Origin of the sequence: Methylocystis sp. H4A (assembly GCF_015709545.1) — a bacterium.
In the GTDB taxonomy this organism is placed as follows: Bacteria; Pseudomonadota; Alphaproteobacteria; order Rhizobiales; family Beijerinckiaceae; genus Methylocystis; species Methylocystis silviterrae.
This window is the reverse complement of sequence record NZ_JADNQY010000028.1, coordinates 291,138-309,809: the sequence shown is the minus strand read 5'-3', so window position 1 is coordinate 309,809 and position 18,672 is coordinate 291,138. Positions and strand designations below refer to the sequence as shown.

General features: G+C 64.6%; 17 protein-coding genes. 3 read left to right on the top strand and 14 right to left on the bottom strand.

What is annotated here, in order from left to right; all coding sequences use genetic code 11:
* The first annotated feature begins 201 nt into the window (after nt 1–201).
* The 3 genes from IYW40_RS18130 (at nt 202) to ssb (ending at nt 2,831) form a co-directional block, all read left to right on the top strand.
* Nucleotides 202–624, top strand: a complete 423-nt coding sequence (locus tag IYW40_RS18130; RefSeq protein ID WP_196401667.1) for a type II toxin-antitoxin system VapC family toxin — start codon at nt 202–204, stop codon at nt 622–624.
* Between the two features lie 182 nt (nt 625–806).
* Nucleotides 807–2,117: a C4-dicarboxylate transporter DctA gene (dctA, locus tag IYW40_RS18125; RefSeq protein WP_196401666.1), complete on the top strand. Its 1,311-nt coding sequence runs from the start codon at nt 807–809 to the stop codon at nt 2,115–2,117.
* Nucleotides 2,118–2,327: 210 nt separating this feature from the next.
* Nucleotides 2,328–2,831, top strand: a complete 504-nt coding sequence (gene ssb / locus IYW40_RS18120) for a single-stranded DNA-binding protein (protein WP_018407593.1) — start codon at nt 2,328–2,330, stop codon at nt 2,829–2,831.
* A gap of 13 nt (nt 2,832–2,844) precedes the next feature.
* Here ssb and lpxB read toward each other — a convergent pair whose 3' ends face one another.
* From lpxB to IYW40_RS18050, 14 genes are all read right to left on the bottom strand, one after another.
* The gene (gene lpxB / locus IYW40_RS18115) at nt 2,845–3,987 is read right to left on the bottom strand and encodes a lipid-A-disaccharide synthase (RefSeq protein ID WP_196401665.1); all 1,143 of its coding nucleotides are present in this window, start codon (nt 3,985–3,987) and stop codon (nt 2,845–2,847) included.
* Nucleotides 3,984–4,784 carry an acyl-ACP--UDP-N-acetylglucosamine O-acyltransferase gene (gene lpxA, locus IYW40_RS18110; RefSeq protein ID WP_196401664.1) on the bottom strand — a complete coding sequence of 267 codons (801 nt, stop codon included), beginning with the start codon at nt 4,782–4,784 and terminating at the stop codon, nt 3,984–3,986. Before lpxA ends, lpxB begins: the two co-directional genes overlap by 4 nt.
* A gap of 136 nt (nt 4,785–4,920) precedes the next feature.
* Nucleotides 4,921–5,385 carry a 3-hydroxyacyl-ACP dehydratase FabZ gene (gene fabZ, locus IYW40_RS18105; protein ID WP_196401663.1) on the bottom strand — a complete coding sequence of 155 codons (465 nt, stop codon included), beginning with the start codon at nt 5,383–5,385 and terminating at the stop codon, nt 4,921–4,923.
* 54 nt (nt 5,386–5,439) lie between these two features.
* Complete coding sequence (lpxD, locus tag IYW40_RS18100) at nt 5,440–6,507, bottom strand: UDP-3-O-(3-hydroxymyristoyl)glucosamine N-acyltransferase (RefSeq protein WP_196401662.1); 1,068 nt, start codon at nt 6,505–6,507, stop codon at nt 5,440–5,442.
* A gap of 82 nt (nt 6,508–6,589) precedes the next feature.
* A complete protein-coding gene (gene bamA, locus IYW40_RS18095; RefSeq protein WP_196402212.1) occupies nt 6,590–8,911 on the bottom strand; it encodes an outer membrane protein assembly factor BamA in 2,322 nt (773 codons plus the stop codon).
* A 414-nt stretch (nt 8,912–9,325) separates the two neighbouring features.
* Nucleotides 9,326–10,480, bottom strand: a complete 1,155-nt coding sequence (locus tag IYW40_RS18090; protein ID WP_196401661.1) for an RIP metalloprotease — start codon at nt 10,478–10,480, stop codon at nt 9,326–9,328.
* A 55-nt stretch (nt 10,481–10,535) separates the two neighbouring features.
* Nucleotides 10,536–11,783: a 1-deoxy-D-xylulose-5-phosphate reductoisomerase gene (dxr, locus tag IYW40_RS18085; protein WP_196401660.1), complete on the bottom strand. Its 1,248-nt coding sequence runs from the start codon at nt 11,781–11,783 to the stop codon at nt 10,536–10,538.
* Between the two features lie 11 nt (nt 11,784–11,794).
* Nucleotides 11,795–12,673, bottom strand: a complete 879-nt coding sequence (locus IYW40_RS18080) for a phosphatidate cytidylyltransferase (RefSeq protein ID WP_196401659.1) — start codon at nt 12,671–12,673, stop codon at nt 11,795–11,797.
* Nucleotides 12,670–13,449: an isoprenyl transferase gene (locus IYW40_RS18075; RefSeq protein WP_123177459.1), complete on the bottom strand. Its 780-nt coding sequence runs from the start codon at nt 13,447–13,449 to the stop codon at nt 12,670–12,672. The genes IYW40_RS18080 and IYW40_RS18075 overlap by 4 nt, the downstream gene beginning before the upstream one ends.
* A 51-nt stretch (nt 13,450–13,500) precedes the next feature.
* A complete protein-coding gene (frr, locus tag IYW40_RS18070; RefSeq protein ID WP_014892614.1) occupies nt 13,501–14,061 on the bottom strand; it encodes a ribosome recycling factor in 561 nt (186 codons plus the stop codon).
* A 171-nt stretch (nt 14,062–14,232) separates the two neighbouring features.
* Entirely contained in the window at nt 14,233–14,961 is a 729-nt protein-coding gene (gene pyrH / locus IYW40_RS18065; RefSeq protein ID WP_196401658.1) for a UMP kinase, read from the bottom strand.
* Between the two features lie 202 nt (nt 14,962–15,163).
* Nucleotides 15,164–16,153, bottom strand: a complete 990-nt coding sequence (locus tag IYW40_RS18060; protein WP_246720902.1) for an SDR family oxidoreductase — start codon at nt 16,151–16,153, stop codon at nt 15,164–15,166.
* A gap of 375 nt (nt 16,154–16,528) precedes the next feature.
* Nucleotides 16,529–17,455 carry a translation elongation factor Ts gene (gene tsf, locus IYW40_RS18055; protein WP_196401657.1) on the bottom strand — a complete coding sequence of 309 codons (927 nt, stop codon included), beginning with the start codon at nt 17,453–17,455 and terminating at the stop codon, nt 16,529–16,531.
* Nucleotides 17,456–17,543: 88 nt separating this feature from the next.
* Nucleotides 17,544–18,596, bottom strand: coding sequence for a 30S ribosomal protein S2 (locus tag IYW40_RS18050; protein ID WP_196401656.1), 1,053 nt, complete (start codon nt 18,594–18,596; stop codon nt 17,544–17,546).
* Between the last annotated feature and the right edge of the window lie 76 nt (nt 18,597–18,672).

Genomic DNA, 18,672 nt, shown 5'->3' with positions numbered 1-18,672 from the left:
GGCTCACGGGCATAAGCGCAGCATTTCGAGCGAGGCGAAAGTGTTGCTTGAACGCGCTTTATCCCAGGCTGTCCGGCCAGAGCGCGCTCGAGGCGCCGGAGGACTCGGAACGCGGCTCAAGGGTCTCGTGCCGCAAGAGGATTGGACGGACGATTTCATTCAGCCTCGTGATCAAAGCGACCGCGCCCCGCCGGATTTCGAATGATCTTGCTCGACACGAACATCGTCTCTGAAATGATGAAACCGACGGGCGACGGTAACGTCCGACGCTGGATGGACTCCTATTCTGAGGTCGATTTCTTCATCGCGACGCCAGTCATCGCGGAGCTTCGTTTTGGTCTCGCTCTGCTGCCCGACGGCCGCAAGAAGGAGGCGCTGACCAGGGCTTGCGATACGATCGAAGCGGAGATTTTCGCCGGCCAGATACTCACTTTCGATCAACGCGCGGCGCATGCCTTCGCGCGGCTGCGGGGGAAGCGGCAGGCGCTCGGCAAACCGCTCAATGTCATGGACGCGCTGGTCGCGAGCATCGCCTCGGCGCACGCCATGACTCTCGCGACGCGCAACGTCGCGGATTTCGTCGATCTCGACATCGCCGTCGTCAATCCGTTCGAAGCGCGCTAGCTATACGCTTTGGAAATCCCCCGCAGTCATTGCGAGGAGGCGCTGCCGACCAAGCAATCCAGAGGCGGCGGCGGACGGCTGGATTGCTTCGCTTCGCTCGCAATGACGGGCGGTTTTGACGCGAAAGGTGATACTAAAGTATTGCGTTGCTCCCGTTACGCGCGGCAGGCGCCAATACCCTCATGACCGCCAATCCCTCCGCCACCCGCAAACCCCTCTACCGCCACCTCTATGTCCAGGTGCTCGCGGCCATTGCGCTAGGCGCGCTGTTCGGCGGGCTGGCGCCGGAGGCCGCCGCGCAGGACTGGGTGAAGGCGCTCGGCGACGGATTCGTCAAGCTCATCAAGATGGCGATCGCGCCGATCATTTTCTGCACGGTCGTCTCCGGCGTCGCCCATATCGAGGACGCGCGCAAGGTCGGCCGCGTCGGCCTGAAGGCGCTCCTCTATTTCGAGATCGTCTCCACATTCGCCCTCGCGCTTGGCCTGCTGATTGGAAATCTTGCGCAGGTCGGCGCTGGCTTCGCCGGAAAACCCGACCCTGCCGCGATCGCCAAATATACGGCGCTCGCGGAAAAGCGCGGCGGCGTCGATTTTCTTCTCGACATCATTCCCGACAGCGCGATCGGCGCCTTCGCCAAGGGCGACATTCTGCAGGTTTTGTTGTTCTCGCTGCTCTTCGGCTTCGCGCTTTTAGCCCTCGGCGAGCGCGGCCGCGCGCTGCGGGTGATCATCGACGACGTCGGCCACGCCATGTTCGGCGTCATCGCCATCATCATGAAGGCGGCGCCGATCGGCGCGTTCGGCGCCATGGCCTATACGGTGGCGAAATACGGCTCAGCCGCGCTTCTGTCGCTCGCCGGACTCGTCGGTCTGTTCTATCTCACGGCCGGGCTCTTCGTCGTCTTCGTGCTGGGCCTCATCGCGCGCGCGGCCGGCTTCAACATCTTCAGCCTTATCGCCTATCTGCGCGACGAGCTGCTGATCGTGCTTGGGACATCCTCATCGGAAAGCGCCCTGCCCGCTCTGATGGAGAAGCTGCAATGGCTCGGCTGCTCGAAGTCGGTCGTCGGACTCGTCGTGCCGACCGGCTATTCCTTCAATCTCGACGGCACCAACATCTATATGACGCTGACGACGCTGTTCATCGCGCGCGCGATGGGCGTCGAGCTTGATCTGTCGCATCAGGCGACCATCCTCATCGTCGCAATGCTGACGTCGAAGGGCGCGAGCGGCGTTTCCGGCGCGGGGTTCATCACCCTGGCGGCGACGCTGATAGCGGTCGATCCGCAGCTGGCGCCGGGCATGTCGCTCGTGCTCGGCGTCGATAAATTCATGAGCGAGTGCCGAGCCTTGACGAACTTCATCGGCAATGGCGTCGCCACCATCGTGGTCGCCGCCTGGGAGGGCGAGCTGGACCGCGCGCGGCTGACGGCGGGGCTCGCACGCAAGATTGATCCTTCCGATGTCGCGATCGGCGTCACGACGGAGTGAGGCCGGGAGCCCGCAGGCGCACCTAGCCGTTAAGCTTAGGAAAAGAGAACAAAATTCCGCTGTGCTTGCATGACGTTACGACCGATGCTAGAACAAAAAATGAACATCAATGGTCTCCTGGCGCCACATCAGCTGTGGACAAGCCGAGCCGGCGCGCCCTAGGACCGGCCTTTGCACTAGAGTGCCACGCGTCAACAAGCGGAGAGCGATATGGCGGGCAGCGTCAACAAGGTGATCCTGATCGGCAATCTCGGCCGCGATCCTGAGGTGCGGACGCTGCCGTCGGGCGATCGCGTCGTCTCTTTTTCGGTGGCGACCACCGAGTCCTGGCGCGATAAAAACACCGGCGAGCGCAAGGATCGCACCGAGTGGCACAATGTGTCGATCTTCAACGAAAATCTCGGGAAGATCGCCGAGCAATACTGCCGCAAGGGCTCCAAGATCTATCTCGAGGGCCAGTTGCAGACCCGCGAATATACCGACAAGGACGGCAATCAGCGCAAGGCGACCGATGTCGTGCTGCAGCGTTTTCGCGGCGAGCTGACTCTGCTCGACAGCAAGGGCGGACGCAGCGAGGGCGATTACGACAGCGGCTATAGCCAGAGCGGCGGCTCCTTTGGCCGCTCCTCGCCGATGGAGCGCGGTCCCACCGAGCGGCGTCCCGCCCCGGCCGGCAAGCTCTCCGACCAACTCGACGACGACATTCCCTTCTGATCCCAGAAGCGTCCTAAGACCGCCCGCGCGACGCATATTCGAGGATGATGTCAGCCGCCCGAGCGCTCGGCGTTCGACCTCTCTCGAGCAGGCGCGCGCGGACGCGCTGGAAGGCCGCGAGCTGCGCTTCGCGCGCGGCGCTCTCGCGCAAGAGCGGCCTCAGCGCCTCGGCGAGCGCGCGCGGCGTCGCGGCCTCCTGCAGGAATTCCGGCACAATATTCTCGCCGATGATGAGATTGGGCAGCACGATCGATTCGACTTTGACGAGAAAGCGCAGCAGCGATTCGGCGCGCGAGACCTTATAGGCGACCGCCATGGGAACTCCTGCGAGGGCCAGCTCCAGCGTCGCGACGCCGGACGTGACGAGCGCGGCGCGCGCATTTCGGAAGGCGGCGAATTTCTCCGCCTGGCCAATCAGACGCGGCGTCAACGGCCATCCCAGCAGTTCGCGTCGCAAGGTCTTCTCAACATTCGGCGCGACAGGAATGACGACCTCGAAGTCGGCGCGTTCGCGCAAGAGAAGTTCGAGCGCATCGCCGTAGATCGGCGTCATGCGCCGCACTTCCGCAAGACGCGACCCGGGCAGAACGAGCAGCGACCGCGCCGCGCCGCGATCGTGAGAATGCCGCGTCAGCTCGTCGAGCCGCTCGACGAGCGGATGGCCGACGTAGACGCATCGCGGGCCGCCAAGGCGAAGATGCGCCTGCGGCTCGAAGGGCAGCAGCGCCAGCAGGCAATCGACATAATCGCGCATTGCGCGCGCGCGGCCGGGCCGCCACGCCCATACGGTCGGGCTGACGTAATCAACGATCGGCAGATCAGGTCGGGCGGCCCGGACGCGGCGCGCGACGCGATGGGTAAAATCCGGCGCGTCGATGATGACGAGACAATCCGGCGCCTCATCGACGACCGCGCGCGCCGTCTGTGCGATGCGCCGGACAAGGCGCGGCAGCCGCGCCAAAACAGGAACGAGGCCCATTACCGCGATGTCTTCGAGCGGAAACAGCGACGCAAGGCCCTCGCGCGCCATCGCCTCGCCCCCGACGCCGGCGAAAACGGTCTCCGGACACGCGGCGCGCAAAGCCCGCATCAGCGCTGCGCCGAGCTGATCGCCAGAGGCTTCGCCGGCGACAAGGAAGATGCGCGGCGCGCTCATGGCGATTCAGCGCGCGCGCGAGGCGCGCAAAGCGGCCGCGTCGACGGCGCGCGCAGAAATTCTATGATCGCTGCAATGTCTGCGTCGCCGGCGAAATCCCGTGACAGACAGTCGATGCGTTCGCTCAGCGCGCGCGCCTCTCGCGCGAAGAGCAGACGATACGCCCGGCGTAGCCGCTCGATACGCTCCGGCGCGAAACCGCGCCGCTGCAGGCCGACGCGATTGAGGCCGAAAAGATGGGCGCGGTTGCCCGACGCGAGCGTAAAGGGAACGACGTCGGCTTCGACGCCCGAGAGGCCGCCGACGAAGGCGTGCGCGCCGATGCGCACATTCTGATGCACCGCCGTCGCGCCGCCGATCATCGCATGGTCCCCAATCTCGACGTGCCCGCCCAGCAGAACCTGATTGGACAGTATCACGTCGTCGCCCAGCCGACAGTCGTGAGCGACGTGCGACGCGGCAAGAAAGACGCAGCGCGCCCCAATACGCGTGCCCTCCCCCGCGCCTGCATTGATCGTCACGCCTTCGCGAATGACGCAATCGTCGCCGATCGTCAGCGCGCCCTGCGCAAGCGCAGCCTTGATATCCTGCGACGGCAGTCCCGCGGCGGCGAAGGGGAAAATCCGGGCGCGCGCGCCGATCCGCGTTCGCCCGCCGACGACGACGTGGGAGAGGAGAGTCGCGCCGTCGCCGATCTCGACGCCCGCGCCGATATGGCAAAACGGGCCGATGGCGACGCCGGCGCCGAGCCGCGCGCCGTCTTCGACGACACAGGACGGATGAACCGAAGGGTTCAATGTCGCACTCGCCGCGCCGGCGCTAGAGCGCGTTGCGAAAAAGTGGATTCCGGTTTTTCGCTCAAAGCGCGCTCTAAACTTTGGGAATCGATCACGTTATCTGCATTTGGGCGATTCCGCCCAAATGCAGCGTGATCTAGGCGCCCATCATGACGCTGATCTGCGCCTCGCAGACCAGCGCGCCGTCGACCATCGCGCGCCCGGAATACCACCAGATGTTTCGCTTCTGCGCGGTTTTGGCCATGTGGAATTCGACGCGGTCGCCGGGCGTCACCGGCTTGCGGAATTTCGCATTGTCGATCGTGACGAAATAAACGAGACGCGACCGATCCGCGCCTTTTAGCGCGCGGATGGCGATGACTCCGGCGGTCTGCGCCATCGCCTCGATGAGCAGGACGCCGGGCATGATTGGACGCTCGGGAAAGTGCCCCTGAAACTGCGGCTCGTTGATCGTGACGTTCTTCACGCCGACGCATGATTCGTCGCCGCGGATGTCGAAGATGCGATCGACGAGCAGGAACGGATAACGATGCGGCAGTTGGCTCATGATCTGCAAAATGTCGGCGCTCTCCAGAGTCGCGCCGGCCGCGGCCTCGGGCATTTCTTCCTCCTTATCGAGGGCATGGCGAGCGCCATCCCATGTGTCTTGATTGTCTTACGTCGGCTTGTCCTTGCGCGCGAGTCGGTCGAGCAGCGCCGCGCCGCGCAAGAACCGCCGCAATGGTCGCGCTGGCGCGCCGCCGACCCGCGCCCCGGCCGGCAGGTCGCGCATCACCCCGGATTTGGCCGCAACCGCTGCGCCTTCGCCGATTGTGAGGTGGCCGCCGACGGCGGATTGCCCGCCAAGCGTGACGAAATCGCCGATCTCACAGGAGCCGGCGAGTCCAGATTGGGCGACGATGGCGCAAAAACGGCCGATCACCACGTTGTGGCCGATCTGCACGAGATTATCGATTTTCGTTCCCTCGCCGATAATCGTGTCGCGCGACGCGCCTCGATCAATCGTCGTATTGGCGCCGATCTCGACATCGTCCTGCACGATCACGCGACCGACCTGCGGCGTCTTGAGATAGCCTTCGCGAGTCGGCGCGAAGCCGAAGCCATCCTGCCCAAGCCGCGCCCCCGGGTGAATGACGACGCGGTCGCCGATCAGCGCATGCGTGAGGCTTGCATGTGCGCCAATCGAACAGTCGCGGCCGATGCGCACATGCGGACCGATCACCGCCTGCGGCCCGATAATCGTTCCCGCGCCGATCTCAGCGCCCGGCCCGATCACGGCGCCGGGATCAACGACCACGCCCGGTTCGAGTCGCGCCTGCGGATGCACCGCCGCTCCCGGAGAAACGCCGCTGGATTGGAATAAGGAGCCGGGCCGCAGCGCGTCCGGAAAGAGATGCGCGGCCGCGAGCGTCATCGCGCGCTGCGGATCGTCGACGAGAAGCGCGACGACGGCGTTAGGCAGCAGGTCAAGATGGCGCTCGCGCAGGAAGCAGGCGGTCGCTCGGCACTCCGAGAGCGCCTTGCGATAGCGCGGGTTGTCGTAGAAGCAGAGGTCGCCCGGCCTGCTCCAATCGAGCGGCGCGACGCTTATGATGAGGGGCGGCGCGAACTCGCCCGCCGCGGGCGCGCCGTCAGGGCCGCCGCGAATTTCTGCGCCGGCGATCTGCGCAATCTCGCTCAACGGCGCGGGCCGCGCCAACGGAAAGAAGGCCGCTGCGCTCACGCTGTAAGGACCTGTGCGGCGGCCCAAGCCGGCCCTTGAGCCGTCCGCCGGGCGTGGTTCGCCCGGCGATCGTCTCCGATCATTAGAAGTTGGTGCCGCCGCTGAAGCGGAAGTTCTGCGTGATGTCGCCATAGACCTTCGAGGTCACGACGGCGTAATCGAAGCGGATTGGTCCCATCGGCGAATTCCACAGCACCGAGGCGCCGACCGACGAGCGGATCGCGAACTTGTTCGCGATCGGCACCACGCAATTGCCCTGGCCGAAGCCCGCCTGCTCCGTATAGGCGCCGATGCAGGTCACGCCGGGAATCGTCGGCATATTGTTGGCGAAGTTCGTCTTACCGCTGAAATTCCATAGCGAACCGGCATCGGCGAAGAGCGCGCCTCTCAGCCCGAGATCCTTCGGCAGGCCCCAGAACGGGAACTGAACTTCGAGCGATCCGCCGACATAGTTGGAGCCGCCCAGCGAGTTGCCGCGGTTGTTGTTGAAGCTCGTCAGAACGTTCGAATCGCGCGGACCGATGCCGCCCGGCGCGAAGCCGCGCACCAGGCTGGGGCCGAGGTTGAAGTTGTCCTGAATACGCGGCTTGTAGCCGCCGAAGGTCGACAGATCGCCGCCCTGCAGACGGGCGATGCCGACCACATCGTCGAGATAGGGAATCTCGCGGAAGTAGCGAATGTCGCCGGTCGTGCGCAGATAGCGCGTGCCGCCGCCGAGACCGGCCACGTCCTGATTGAGCGAGGCCAGCCAACCATTATGCGGGTTCTTGAAGTTGTCGATGGTGCTGTAGTTCAGCGAATAGCCGACAAGCGACGTCAGCAGCCCCCCCTGCGACTCCTTGATCGCGAGCGAGGCTTCGCCGTTCGATTGGCAGTTGACCAGGAGGTTCGGATAGCCGCCGGACTGCGGGTAGAACGGACTGAAACCAGGCGTGTAGCCAAACACCGGCACCAAACAGTCGTTGTAAGGACGATTCTTGTCGTTCGGGATTGAGATCGTCGTCTGATAGATCGAGTAGTGCGGCGAGAAGCTGAGCTCTTCGGTGATCGGTATGCCGAAGCGCAACGTGCCGCCGTAGGACGTCGAACTGTAGATCGAGTAGTTATAAGCGTCCTGTCGACGCACGAAGACGTCGAAGCCGGCGGCGATGCGCTGGTCGAGGAAATAAGGCTCGGTGAAGCTGAACGTCACGCCGCGGGCGATCTGGCCGCCCTGCACCGAAAGGCGAACCGCCTGGCCGCGACCCATGAAGTTGCTTTCCGACACGGACACTTCGGCGATGAAGCCCTGGTTGGTCGAATAGCCGCCAGAGACGCCGAAGTTGCCGGTGGGCTGATCTTCAACGTCGACGTTCAGGATCACGCGGTCGGGCGATGAGCCCGGCTCATTGGTGATTTTCACCTTTTTGAAATAGCCGAGGCCATTCAGCCGGCGTTCGGCGCGGTCGATCAGGACGCGGTTATAGGCGTCGCCCTCGCCGATATCGAACTCGCGGCGAATGACATAGTCGCGCGTGCGCGTGTTGCCGCGAATGTTGATGCGTTCGATATAGACCCGGGGTCCTTCCTCGAGCAGGAACTGGATCGCGACCGTCTGATCGGCCGGATTGCGTTCGCCGCGCGGGCGCGCCTGGGTGAAGGCGTAGCCCCGCTTGGCGATTTCGCGCGACAAAGCTTCGACGGTCTTCTCAACCGCGTCGCCGTTGTAGACGTCGCCCGGCGCAAGCCGCAGCAAATCGTTCAACGCCGCGCCGTCGACGTCGGGCAGATGGGATTCGACGCCAACGGACGACACGCGATACTGCGGGCCTTCGTTCACGACGATGGTGATGATGTAGCCGGCGACCGTCGGATCAAACTGCACGTCGGAGCTGATCACGCGGAAATCGGCATAGCCGTTCTTGAGATAGAATCGACGAATGAGTTCGAGGTCCGCCGCGATGCGGTCGGGATCATAAACGTCGCTTGTCTTGAGGAACGACAGGAAGTTCATTTCCGTCGTCTCCATCATGCCGACGAGACGGCGTGTGGAATAGACCTCATTGCCGATGAATCGGATCTCCTTAACGCCGGTCTTGTCGCCTTCAACGACGGTGAAGACCAGGTCGATCCGTCCGTTCGGCAGATCAACCGTCCGATAGCTCACTTTCGCCGCAGCGCGTCCCGACCGACGATAGACTTCCGTCAATCGCGCGACGTCGGCCTCGGCCAGCTGCGGGTTGAATGCTGTGCGGGCGCGCGAGCGCACCTGCTCCTGCAAGATGTCAGTCTTGACCTTGCTGTTGCCCTCAAATGCGATGCGATTGATGTCGGGCGCGGCGAACGCCGGAACGCTAAACGCCAGCAGAGCGGCCACAACCGCGAACAGGAACGATGATTTCCAAATGCCGCTGATTGAGCGCATATAGTGCAGGTCCTCGTCGCAACGTCGCCGCCCGGGCCGCGGCGCGAAACTCATGTAAATTCGCCGACGATCGGCGCTTCGCCAGCGTTGAGCGATTCTTTCTACAAGGTTTGCCCGACCCTGCAAATGCAGAATAAATGGTGTTTCCGCAATTTGTCGAAGGCGTGACGTTAAAGCCACGATTCATGGTCAGCGCATGGTTAAGACGTGGCGCCGCAAGCGTCATCATGTCCAAATTACGACAGGAATGGCGCGCTTACACGGCGTCCTGCGCGCCGCATAGTTACAACCGGCTGCGTGCGCGCTAAAGCGCGTGCCGATCACATGGAATCATGTGATCGATAAGGAAGCTCAAAATCAAAATAGCGAGCAGGCTCTCATCGAAAAAGTCTGTCGACTTTTTCGGAACCTACGCTACGAGCCTGAGCCGGTGAGCTTGTGAATGAGTCGCGCGATGTCGTTATAGGTCGAGAAAATCATCAGCGCGCCGACCATCGCGAGACCCACTCGGAAGGCGACTTCCTGCGCGCGCTCGTTGAGCGCGCGGCCGCGCGCCGCCTCAATCGCGAAGAACAGCAAATGTCCGCCGTCAAGCAGCGGCACCGGCATGAGATTGAGCAGACCGATCGAGACTGAGAGAATCGCGATGAGGCTCAACAGCGGCGCGATGCCCACCTTGGAGACCGCCTGCGCCATTTGCCCCGAGACTTGCGCGATGCCAATCGGTCCGGAGAGCTGATCGGCGCTCTCCCGACCGGTGACGAGTCCGCCGATGTAATTTCCCGTGCGGCGCACGACCGTCCATGTTTCCTGCACGCCCATCGCCACCGCGTCGGCGGGTCCGTAGCGTTCCTGGCGGATGTCGGCCGCGGCCTTTGAGGCCTGAATGCCCAGCATGCCGATTCGGATTTTGCCGATCGCGCTTTCGACCTCGCGCAGGGCGGGAACGACCGGAAGCGTCAGCTGCTGATCGCCGCGTTGAATCACGAAGATCAGTTTCTTGTCGGCCGAACTCGAAACGATTTCCTGCAGATTCGAAAAGGAGCCAACCGGCGCGCCGTCGACGGTCAGCACCAGGTCGCCGGCCATGAAGCCCGCAGCGGCGCCAGCCCCATCAGGGGTCAACGAGCCGACGCGCGGCGCATAGATCGTGCGTCCGTAAACCCCGAAGAGAACTGCGAAAATCGCGATCGCCAGAACGAAATTCGCGAAAGGACCGGCGAAGACGATGGCGGCGCGCTTCCATACCGACTGCGCGGCGAACGTCACTGCGCGCTCGGTCTCCGGCATCGCGCGCACGGCTTCGGGGTCCGGCGCGCTTGCGGCGTTGGCGTCCCCATGGAAGCTGACATAACCGCCGAGCGGAATGCTGGCGATGCGCCAGCGCGTGCCGAGACGATCCACCCGAGACCACAGCTCCGGTCCGAAGCCTATGGAAAAGGCGTCCACCTTCACGCCGCACCACCGGCCAACGATGAAGTGTCCAAATTCGTGCACAAACACGACCAGCGTGAGAACGAGCACGAAGGGGATGAGATAGAAGGCGGAGGTCGTCAGGAAGTCTAGCAAAGCGCTGTCTCGCAGGTCTCGCTTGCGCCAAGCCTGCCGGCGGCGCGCGCCATGATCACTGAAGCAACATGCCTGAAGCGGCACGCCCGGCCAAGGCCGATCGTGATCTTTCTCTGACAATATGGTCCACCGCGAGGGCATCCTCAACTGTTGCGGGCGCATTTGCGGTTCCGTCGCGCAAAGCGGCCTCGCAGGCCTCGGCCACATGGCGAGCGATCCCGTCGAAGGAAATGCGGCGATCGAGGAAGGCTTCGACGGCGATTTCATTGGCGGCGTTGAGCACCGTCGGCAGGCCGCCGCCGGCGCGCAGGACCTCGAGCGCCAGTTTGAGCGCCGGAAACCGTTCAAAATCAGGCGCCTCGAATGTCAGCGTGGCGATTTTCGCCAGATCGAGGCGCGGCGTCGGGGTCGTCAGCCGATCAGGATAGCCGAGACAGTGGGCGATCGGCGTGCGCATGTCCGGCACGGCGATTCCCGCGGTCACCGAGCCGTCGGCAAAGGCGACGAGGCCGTGGATGATCGACTGCGGATGGACCACGACTTCGAGCTTTTCGGCCGGAATGCCGAAAAGATGATGAGCCTCGATCAGTTCGAGCCCCTTGTTCATCATGCCGGCCGAATCGACGGTTATTTTCGGGCCCATCGCCCAATTGGGATGATTGAGCGCCTCCTCGACGCTCGCCTCGGAGATGCGCTCCTTGCTCCAGGTGCGGAAGGGGCCGCCGGAGGCCGTGACGATCATGCGTTCGATGCGGGAGGGGTCCTCGCCGCCAAGCGCCTGGAAAATGGCGTTGTGCTCGCTGTCCATCGGCAGCAGTTGCACGCCCATTTCCGCCGCCTTCCGCATGAAAGGCACGCCGGCGCAGACGAGACATTCCTTATTGGCGAGCGCCACGTCGCGGCCGGCGGCGAGCGCGGCGTAGGTCGGCTCGACGCCGGCCGCGCCGACGATGGCCGAGACCACGAGATCGGCGTCGCGCAGCGCGGCCTCGATGATCGCCTCGCGACCCGCGGCGACCTGAATGTTGGTCCCGGCGAGCGCCGCCTTGAGCGCCGCATAGGCGCTCTCGTCACGGATGGCGGCGAATTCGGCCCTGACCGCGCGGGCGACGCGCGCGAGCGCCTCGACATCGCGGCCGCCCGCCACCGCCGACACCGAAAATCCTTCCGGATCGCGTTCGAGAAGGTCAACTGTCGAGCGGCCGATCGAGCCCGTCGCGCCCAGCAGCACGATGCGGCGCGGGACCGGCGCCGGCGGCTGGGCCGGGGCGTGCGCGTGAAACTGTCCGTTTGCTAATGTCATTGGGTCCCGCCCTACCAGAAGAAAAGACCGGCCGCCACCGACGGCGCGCCGCGCAGCAGGCCCACCGCCGCCGCGAAGGCGCTGGCGAAGATGAAGCCGTCGAGCCGATCCATGGCGCCGCCATGGCCGGGAATAAGCTGGCTCGAGTCCTTCACGCCGAAGCGGCGCTTGACCGAAGATTCGAAAAGATCGCCGACTTGCGAGAAGGCGGCGGCGGCCAGTCCGACCAGGAACACACGCCAGCTCGCAAGTTGCGGGCCGGCGCCGAGATAGACGGCGACGAGGCCCAGAAATGCGCCGCAGAGAACGCCTGTGATCGTGCCCGACCATGTCTTGCCGGCCGAGACGCGCGGCCAAAGCTTCGGTCCGCCGATCAGCCTGCCGCCAAAATAGGCAAAGACATCGGTGCCCCAGACCACGGCGAACAGGAAGGCGATCGCGAGCGCGCCGAAATCGGGCGACTCGCGCAAAAGACATACGGAGAAGGCGAGCGCGCCGGCGTAGACAACGCCCGTCGCCGCCCAGAGGCGACGCTCGGCTCCCGCCAGCGCCGCGCCCGCAAGGGCAAAAACCGCAATCGCGAGCGCGGCGGCGCCCGGCATGAAGACGCGTCCGAACGCCGTTGCGGCGGCGACCGCCGCGCCGCCGACGGCGATTCTGGCGGCGCGCCCGTCGCCGCCGATCAAGCCCTGCCACTCCCAATTCACCGCGAAGGCGGCCGCCAGCCAGAAGAGCGCGAAGACGTCGCCGCCAAGATAGAGCGCGCCGAGGGCGGCGATGACCATCGCTGCGGCGGATGCGAGGCGCGGCCCAAGGTCGGCGAAGCCTCCGGCAGACGGTTTTTTAGGCGACTGGCCGGCGCGGCTTAGGTCGCTTCGATCCGCCGTCATGAAGCGGTCTTGGCGCTGCGCGCCGCGGCCTCAAGCCCGCCAAACCGGCGATCCCGATGGGCGTATTCGGCGATCGCCGCCGAAAGCGCCGCTTCGTCGAAATCCGGCCAGAGAATCGGCAGGAAGACGAATTCGGCGTAAGCCGCCTGCCAGAGCAGGAAGTTCGACAGCCGCTGTTCGCCCGACGTGCGGATGATCAGGTCCGGATCGGGAATGTCCGCGGTGTCCAGCCGCCGCGCGATCGCGTCGGCGTCGATCTCCTCGGGTCTCAGTCGGCCTTGCGCCACCATTTCCGCAAGCGCGCGGGCCGCCGCCGCGATCTCCTGCCGCGCGCCGTAGTTGAACGCGACGACGAGTGTGAGTCCGGAGTTCGCCTGCGTCATCTGCTCGGCCTCGCGCAGCAAGTCCGAGATGTCGGGTGCGAGGTCGGCGCGCGCGCCGATGACGCGCACACGCACATTGCTCGCGTGCAATTCCGCCAGATCGTTGCGGATGAAGCGGTGCAGCAGCGTAAGAAGGCTTTCCACCTCCTCGCGCGGTCGCGACCAGTTTTCCGCCGAGAAGGAATAGACGGTCAAATAGCCGATATTGAGCTTGATCGCCGCCCGCACGGTGCGGCGCAGCGCCTCGACGCCGCGCCGGTGTCCTTCGAAGCGCGGCAGGCCCCGCTTCGCCGCCCAGCGGCCGTTGCCGTCCATGATCAGCGCGACATGACGCGGCGCCGTGCGCGCGCGCTGAGCGTTCGTTTGCGCCTCCAAAATGTCGCTTTCCGTCATATTCGAGTTCCAAATGGCCATAGGACCTGCGCCAGACGACGCCGCAGCTTCCTAGACCTGCATGATTTCCTTTTCCTTGGCGGCGAGCGCGGCGTCGATCTCCTTCACCGTCTCGTCCGTCGCCTTCTGCACCTCTTGTTCGTGGCGCTTCTCGTCGTCCTCGGGAATCGCGTGATCCTTTAGCAACTTCTTGAGAATGTCGAGGCCGTCGCGGCGCACGTGGCGCACGGAGACCCGCGCCTCCTCGGCGTATTTATGCGCGACCTTAACGAGTTCCTTGCGGCGTTGCTCGTTCAGTTCCGGCATGCGGATGCGCAAATTTTGACCTTCCACCGTCGGCTGAAGACCAAGATTGGCCTCGCGGATCGCCTTGTCGACGGCGATGACCAACGCCTTGTCCCACACCTGCACCGAAAGAAGGCGCGGCTCGGGCACGCTGACGGTGGCGACCTGATTGAGCGGCGAAACCTGCCCATAAGCTTCAACATGAATCGGATCGAGCAAGCTCGTCGAGGCGCGTCCCGTGCGAAGCCCGCCGAATTCGTGCTTGAGCGTCGCGACCGCGCCCTGCATGCGGCGCTTCATATCGGCAAGGTCAAAAGTTTCCGCCATGTGCACAACCTGTCTTTGATCTGTCGCCGCTCTCACGAACTCTCGCGCGGCTCGGCTTCTTATAATTTCGAACGTGGCGTGGCAAAAAGGCGCACGCCGCCGCCTTCGCCGGCGCTGCGGCTCCGCGGCGCAAGATTTATTGCACGATTTGTCGTCGGGCGCGAAAGGGTCTTACGGCGCAACAAGGGTCGCGCGCGCCCGACCGGAAAGCGCCGCGTCGATGGCGCCGGCCTCGGCGATCGAAAAGACGAGAATCGGGATCTTGTTCTCACGGGCGAGCGCGAAGGCCGCCGTATCCATCACCGCCAGATTTTTGGCGATCGCCTCGTCATGGGTCAAACGGTCGTAGCGCTCCGCGGTGGGATCGCGCTTGGGATCGGCGGTGTAGACGCCGTCGACCTGAGTGGCTTTGAGCACCGCGTCGGCGGAGAGCTCCGCGGCGCGCAACACCGCGCCGGTGTCCGTGGTGAAGAAGGGATTGCCGGTGCCTCCGGCCGCGATGACGACGCGTCCCTTGGCCAGATGATGCAGGGCGGCGCGACGCGAAAAGGATTCGCATATGGATGGCATGGTGACCGCGGACAGGCAGCGCGCCTGCCGCCCCTGCCCTTCGACCGCCTGCTCCAGCGCCAGCCCGTTCATCACCGTCGCCAGCATGCCGATCGAATCGGCGCGCGCGCGCTCGATGCCGGTGTCGGCGCCCTTGATGCCGCGAAAGAAATTGCCGCCGCCGACGACGACGGCGATCTCATGTCCCGCCGCCGCGGCGGTCGCGAGGTCGGCGGCGATTCGGGCGATCGTGACGGCGTCGAGACCATGCGGCGCAGAACCCTGCAGGGCTTCCCCGGACAGTTTGACGACCACACGCTTGAATCGTCGCGTCGACGTGAGGTCGGACATGAGGCGGATCTCGCTGGCTGAGGCGGGGCGCGTTCTTCATACGGAGGCCGGGCGGCGCCGGCAAGTGAGGCGCGTCACCCAAGCTCTGGATGAGGCCTGTGTATCGAGCCCGTGGGAGCCGACTCAGCCAAACATGCCGACACCGACATGGAGAACAAACCAACCGCCACGCGCCGGTCAGGGCGTTATTCACGACACTTGATTACGGCCCCACCTCGCCGCCGGTCGCGCCGAACACCTGGCCTGTCGCGAAACTCGCTTCGCTGGACGCGAGCAGCACGTAAAGCGGCGCGATCTCCGCCGGCTGTCCCGGGCGGCCCAGCGGCGTGTCGGCGCCAAATTCGGCGAGGTGATCGGGAAACTGTCCGCCGCTCGGCTGCAGGGCCGTCCAGAACGCGCCCGGTGCGACGGCGTTGACCCTGATGCCTTTGTCGGCGAGCTGCTTCGCCAGACATCTGGTGAAGTTGAGAATGGCGGCCTTGGTCGCGGAATAATCCAGCAGATGCGGCGAAGGGTCGAAGGCGACGATCGAGCTCGTATTGATGATCGACGATCCCGGCTGTAGGTGCGGAAGCGCGGCTTTCGTAATCCAGAACAGCGCGTAAAGATTGGTTTGAAACGTCCAGTCGAGATCCTCGGTCGTAAGGTCGAGGATCGATTTGCGCGCATGCTGACGCGCGGCGTTGTTGACGAGAATATCCAGGCCGCCGAGATCGCGCGCCGCGTCGTCGACGAGCTTGCGGCAAAAGCCTTCGTCGCGAATATCGCCCGGGAGCGCCACCGCATTGACGTCGGCCTCGCCCATGAGGTCCATGACCTCCTTCGCGTCCGCCTCCTCCTCCGGCAGATAATTGATCGCGACGTCAGCGCCTTCGCGCGCAAAAGCGATCGCCGCGGCGCGGCCAATGCCGCTGTCGCCGCCGGTGATGAGCGCCTTGCGGCCAAGGAGACGCCCCGAGCCTCGGTAACTCTCTTCGCCATGATCGGGACGCGGCGTCATGAGGCCGGCGAGACCCGGCCAGGGCTGCGTCTGCTTCTCGAAGGGCGGCTTGGGATAGAGTTCGCGCGGATCGCGCAGTTCCCGCGCGGACGGCGCATCGTCAAAGCCGAGCACGGAGGTCGCGGCGTCGATCGCGCTCTCAACGCGCGGTCCGCGAATCGTTGCGTCGGCGGCGGTCTTCTTGGCGCGCATGCGCTGCTCCCTCTGCTCGATCTTCGCCCTGCGACGAAGATCAGGTCAGGAGCTAAACGCCGCGCGGCTGCGATTGTTTCGCGAGGCCGCGACAACCAAAAGCATCGCCAACAGCTATTGCATCTTCTTTGCGCACTCGGCCCCAAGGATAAGGCGAAGGCGAAAGTCGCGGCGGCGATGTGTGGGGAGTGACGGCGCGGACTTTCAGCCGTCATGGCCGGGCTTGTCCCGGCCATCCACGCGGCGCCGCTGAGTAGACCCGTGGATGCCCGGCACAAGGCCGGGCATGACGCGGAGAGGTTCGCGGAAACAAAAAAAGGCCGGGGTAAACGCCCCGGCCCGCACTAACCTTTTCACCACAAGCGGAGGAATGTCTTACCCCTTCACAGCCGCCGCGACCTCGGCGGCGAAGTCGCTCGTCTGTTTCTCGATGCCTTCGCCGAGCGCGTAGCGCACGAAGCCCTTGATGGCGATCGGCGCGCCGGCCTTGCCTTCGATCTCCTTGACCGCCTGGGCGACGTTCTTGCCGCCGTGATCCGGGTGGTTCGAGACCTGATCGAGCATGCAGACCTCCTTGGCGTAGGTCTTGATGCCAGAGTCGATGATCTTCTGCAGCACGTTTTCCGGCTTGCCGGCGTTCTTCTCGGCAAGCAGCTTCTTCTCGCGCTCGACCGTCGCCGGATCGAGTCCCGAAGCGTCAAGCGCCAGCGGATTGGCCGAGGCGACATGCATCGCGAGCTGGCGCGCGAGCGTCGCCAGCACGTCCTTGTCGCCTGTCGATTCGAGCGCGACGATCACCGCGATCTTGCCCTGGCCGTCGACGACCTGCGCATGCACGTAACGGCCGACGACGCCCGCGCCGACGCTGAGCGCGGCGGCGCGGCGCAGCGTCAGGTTCTCGCCGATGCCCGCGATCGCATGGGTGATCGCTTCGCTCACTGTTCCGCCGCCGGGATAGGCTTCCTTGCCGAGCGCCTCGACGTCGCTCGCGCCGCTCTTTAAGGCGACTTCGGCGATGTTCTTCACAAGCGTCTGGAAATCGGCGTTGCGGGCGACGAAGTCCGTCTCCGAATTCACCTCGACGACGACGCCCGAATTCTCTGAGACGAGCGCGGCGACAAGCCCTTCGGCGGCGACGCGATCGGCTTTCTTCGCGGCCTTGGAGAGGCCCTTCTTGCGCAGCCAGTCGACCGCCGCTTCGAACTCGCCGTCCGTCTGGGTGAGCGCCGCCTTGCAATCCATCATGCCCGCGCCGGTGCTCTCGCGCAGTTCCTTCACAAGGGCGGCGGTGATCGTAGCCATGGCTGAAATTCCTTCTCGGAGAGTCATGCGACGACGCCGGCCCACTGGACCGGCGCGCGCGTCTTAAGCATTGGACTTGACGGATTGATCAGGCTGCGAGGAGCGCCTTCGCCTGATCGACCCAGCCGTCGCGCGCAATGCGGCCGTTCAACTTCAATTCGCCGTCGAGTTTTTCGACGTCCGCCGGAGTCATCGCGGCAAGCTGCCAATAGTGGTAGACGCCGGCGTCGTTCATCTTTTTGACGAGCTGCGGGCCGACGCCGTGCAGCTTGGCGAGATCGTCCGGAGCGCCGCGCGGCGCCGACAGCAATTCGAAGGCCTCGACAGGCGTATCTGCTTCCGCGCCGGCGACCTCGGCGGGACGCAAATCTTCGCGGACCACCGGGCGCGCCTCGAGGGCGGGCTCAAGCGCCGGCGACTCATCGGCGCCGATATCGATTCCCACCGAGCCCTGGCTGCGCGAAATGCCGTCGATGGCGGCTCTCGCCACGAGATCGCAGTAGAGCGCGATGGCGCGGCCCGCGTCGTCGTTTCCGGGGATCGGATGGCTGACGCCGTCCGGATCGCAATTGGTGTCGAGCACGGCGACGACCGGAATCTTGAGGCGATTCGCCTCCTTGATCGCGAGCTGCTCTTTGTTGGTGTCGATCACGAAGATCAAATCCGGCGTGCCGCCCATATCCTTGATGCCGCCGAGCGCCTTTTCGAGCTTGTCGCGCTCGCGGGTCAGCAGCAGGCGCTCTTTCTTGGTGATGCCCGATGCGCCGGCCGAAAGCTGCTCGTCGAGCTTGCGCAGACGGGTGATCGATCCGGAAATCGTCTTCCAATTGGTGAGCGTGCCGCCCAACCAGCGGGAATTGATGTAATATTGAGCGCTCCGCTTGGCGGCGTCGGCGATCTGTTCCTGCGCCTGGCGCTTGGTGCCGACGAACAGCACGCGTCCGCCTTTGGAGACAGTGTCCGAAATCGTCTTCAGCGCCTGATGGAGCAGCGGCACCGTCTGGGCGAGATCGATGATGTGGATGTTGTTACGGGCGCCAAAGATATAAGGCGCCATCTTCGGGTTCCAGCGATGCGACTGATGGCCGAAGTGAGCGCCGGCCTCCAGGAGGCCGCGCATGGTGAAATCGGGCAGAGCCATAGTGTCTTTTCTCCGGTTGAACCTCGGCGAGAGATGAAAGAGGCCGGAGAACCGGCCACCGGAGCGACGTCTTGAG

What these genes read in the sequence shown, in the direction of transcription:
- IYW40_RS18130 (WP_196401667.1), top strand. Translation starts at nt 202, where the DNA reads ATGATCTTGCTCGACACGAACATCGTCTCTGAAATGATGAAACCGACG.
- dctA (WP_196401666.1), top strand. Translation starts at nt 807, where the DNA reads ATGACCGCCAATCCCTCCGCCACCCGCAAACCCCTCTACCGCCACCTC.
- ssb (WP_018407593.1), top strand. Translation starts at nt 2,328, where the DNA reads ATGGCGGGCAGCGTCAACAAGGTGATCCTGATCGGCAATCTCGGCCGC.
- lpxB (WP_196401665.1), bottom strand. Translation starts at nt 3,987, where the DNA reads ATGAGCGCGCCGCGCATCTTCCTTGTCGCCGGCGAAGCCTCTGGCGAT.
- fabZ (WP_196401663.1), bottom strand. Translation starts at nt 5,385, where the DNA reads ATGCCCGAGGCCGCGGCCGGCGCGACTCTGGAGAGCGCCGACATTTTG.
- bamA (WP_196402212.1), bottom strand. Translation starts at nt 8,911, where the DNA reads ATGCGCTCAATCAGCGGCATTTGGAAATCATCGTTCCTGTTCGCGGTT.
- dxr (WP_196401660.1), bottom strand. Translation starts at nt 11,783, where the DNA reads ATGACATTAGCAAACGGACAGTTTCACGCGCACGCCCCGGCCCAGCCG.
- IYW40_RS18080 (WP_196401659.1), bottom strand. Translation starts at nt 12,673, where the DNA reads ATGACGGCGGATCGAAGCGACCTAAGCCGCGCCGGCCAGTCGCCTAAA.
- IYW40_RS18075 (WP_123177459.1), bottom strand. Translation starts at nt 13,449, where the DNA reads ATGACGGAAAGCGACATTTTGGAGGCGCAAACGAACGCTCAGCGCGCG.
- frr (WP_014892614.1), bottom strand. Translation starts at nt 14,061, where the DNA reads ATGGCGGAAACTTTTGACCTTGCCGATATGAAGCGCCGCATGCAGGGC.
- pyrH (WP_196401658.1), bottom strand. Translation starts at nt 14,961, where the DNA reads ATGTCCGACCTCACGTCGACGCGACGATTCAAGCGTGTGGTCGTCAAA.
- IYW40_RS18060 (WP_246720902.1), bottom strand. Translation starts at nt 16,153, where the DNA reads ATGCGCGCCAAGAAGACCGCCGCCGACGCAACGATTCGCGGACCGCGC.
- tsf (WP_196401657.1), bottom strand. Translation starts at nt 17,455, where the DNA reads ATGGCTACGATCACCGCCGCCCTTGTGAAGGAACTGCGCGAGAGCACC.
- IYW40_RS18050 (WP_196401656.1), bottom strand. Translation starts at nt 18,596, where the DNA reads ATGGCTCTGCCCGATTTCACCATGCGCGGCCTCCTGGAGGCCGGCGCT.